This is a genomic window from Janibacter sp. CFPM2_SD2 (genome assembly GCF_057364645.1).
The window spans coordinates 1-2,099 of sequence record NZ_JBNFOF010000306.1 but is presented as its reverse complement, the minus strand read 5'-3'; the positions used below and the strand labels follow the sequence as shown (position 1 = coordinate 2,099).

The window sequence follows — 2,099 nt, the reverse complement described above, 5'->3', positions numbered from 1 at the left end:
CACACCGCCGACGAGCAGACCCATCCGTATCGCGCACGCCGTGTGGGCGATCGACGTCGCGACGAGCAGGGCCATGAGCAGCCGTCGCGGGCCACGCAGGAGCGGAGGCATCAGGACGCCAGCGCCCCGGCCGCCTCGACCTGCAGCAGCCCGAGCGCCGTCGCCGGCTCGCGCAGGTCGAAGTGCCGATGACCGGCACGGGCAGCGTCGCCCCCGCCTCGCGCGCAGCGAGCGGCGAGGAGGTGACCACACCGGAGACGGCCGCCGTGGTCAGCCCGGCACCGTCGAGCACCTGCAGACCGGCGACCGCACCGAGGGCGTCCTGCGAGGCGAAGACGACCCGGTCGACGCGGTCGTGGAAGGCGCCGTCCTGCAGCAGCCAGCGGGTCTCCTCCTGGTAGACCCCGTCCGCGACCTCGATGACGACGGCATCCGGGCCGGTGGCCACGAGCTCGTCGACCATGCGGACGAAGATCTCGCGGATGCGCTCGTGCCCCAGGCGGTAGGTCGTCGCGTGGCCGAAGTCGGTGAAGTCGAGGACCGTCGAGGCACCCGCGTCGCGGAACTGGTGAGGGTCGTTGCCCGCCCCGGTGCCGGTGGACTTGCCGGCGGCGACCTGCAGGCCCGCGCCCACGAGGCCGTTGACGATCGAGCCGAGCACCGTGGACTTGCCGGAGTTCATCGACGAGCCGAGGACGCGAACGACCGGCGGCCGGGCTGCAGCGGGCGCCAGCGGGCGCGGCGGCGCTCGTGCCCGACCCGAGCGGCGCGAAGCGGTCGAGGGTGACCCGCCCCTCGGCATCGGCGAGCAGGCCGAGCGGCTCCAGGCGGGTGGCCGTGTCGATGCTCGCGTGCTGCTCGAGCACCTGCGAGGCGAGGCCACCGCCGGCGACGAGGTCGGCCGGGGCGAGCGAGTCGGGCACGTGCGCGAGGAACTGGTCGGGGGCGTAGCGGTCGCCGTAGGCGACGAGGACCTCGCGGCCGGGGAAGAGCAACTGGCGACGGGAGACGGGGCTCTCGAGACGGGTGTGCTTGCCGATCTCGACGACCCGCGCGAGGACGACGTCACCGGCACGCGGGACGACGTCCGCGCCGTACTCGAGGTGGTAGCCGTCGGGGGCGGCGTCGACGGCCGCGGCGACGAAGCGGGTGGTGTAGGCCTTGAGCACCCGGCGCAGCCGCAGCGGGTCCAGCGCCTCCGTGTGGTGGCCGGGGGCCATCGCGGGGGTCGGGTCGAGGACGAGCGTCGTGGCCTCGCCGGTGCGGTCGGTGGTCGTCGTCATGATCGGCTCCTGTGCTCGTGTCCGGTGCTCGCAGGGTCCTGCGCTCACGAGAGACAGATCACCGCACCGGGGTGAAGCGGGCATGAGATCCGGATGAGGGTCCCTTCATCCGCCCTCATCCCGACGTGACGACCGCGGGTCCGTCGAGCACGGCGACATCGCCGTCTCGGTCGGTGCGCAGCACGCGCGACCCGTGGCGAGCTGCCCAGGCCAGGGCCGTCGGCGTGGGGTGGCCGTAGGTGTTGTCGGCGCCGACGCTGATGATCGCGACGGGTGCGACCACCGCGTCCATGAGCCCCTCGTCGACATTGCTCGACCCGTGGTGCGGCATCTTGAGCACGTCGAGGTCCTCTGCAGCGGCATTCATCCGAGGGTCGCGACGCAGCGCGAGCCGGATCGCGCTGCCGGCCTCGCGCTCGATGTCGCCGAGCAGCAGGGCACTGACGTCACCGACCTGCACGTGGAGCACGATGCTGCCGTTGTTGGCCGCGGACCCTCCGGCGACCGGCCGGTCCGGCCACCACGTCTCGGCCGTGACGTCGCCGAGCTGCCAGCTCTCGCCAGCGCGCAGGGTGCGCACCGGCGCCCCGTGCCGGTCGGCGATCTGGCGCACCTGCCGCACGGCCCAGGCGGGGTCCTCCACCGGCGAGACGAGCACCTGCCCGACCGCCCGGCCGTCCATCGCGGCGGCGAGGTCGCGACGTGGTCGTTCGTGGAAGTGGGTGAGCACCACCGCGTCAGCGTGCGCACACCGAGCCGGCGCAGGCAGCCGTCGATGCCGCCGCCCTCCGGGCCCGACGTCGACGACCACCGCCC

2 protein-coding genes and 1 pseudogene are annotated in these 2,099 nt (G+C 73.8%); 1 reads left to right on the top strand and 2 read right to left on the bottom strand.

Features of this window, described 5'->3' with window-relative positions; genetic code table 11:
- Positions 1-682, bottom strand: a pseudogene (locus AC2W7J_RS17720) (hypothetical protein); the annotation flags it as partial.
- 169 nt (positions 683-851) lie between these two features.
- Here AC2W7J_RS17720 and AC2W7J_RS17715 point away from each other — a divergent pair.
- Positions 852-1,358: a hypothetical protein gene (locus AC2W7J_RS17715; protein ID WP_485984038.1), complete on the top strand. Its 507-nt coding sequence runs from the start codon at positions 852-854 to the stop codon at positions 1,356-1,358.
- Between the two features lie 40 nt (positions 1,359-1,398).
- On the opposite strand, the gene AC2W7J_RS17710 is transcribed toward AC2W7J_RS17715, so the two are convergent.
- Positions 1,399-2,099: ComEC/Rec2 family competence protein (locus tag AC2W7J_RS17710; RefSeq protein ID WP_485984036.1), on the bottom strand; the 701-nt coding region annotated here is incomplete at its 5' end.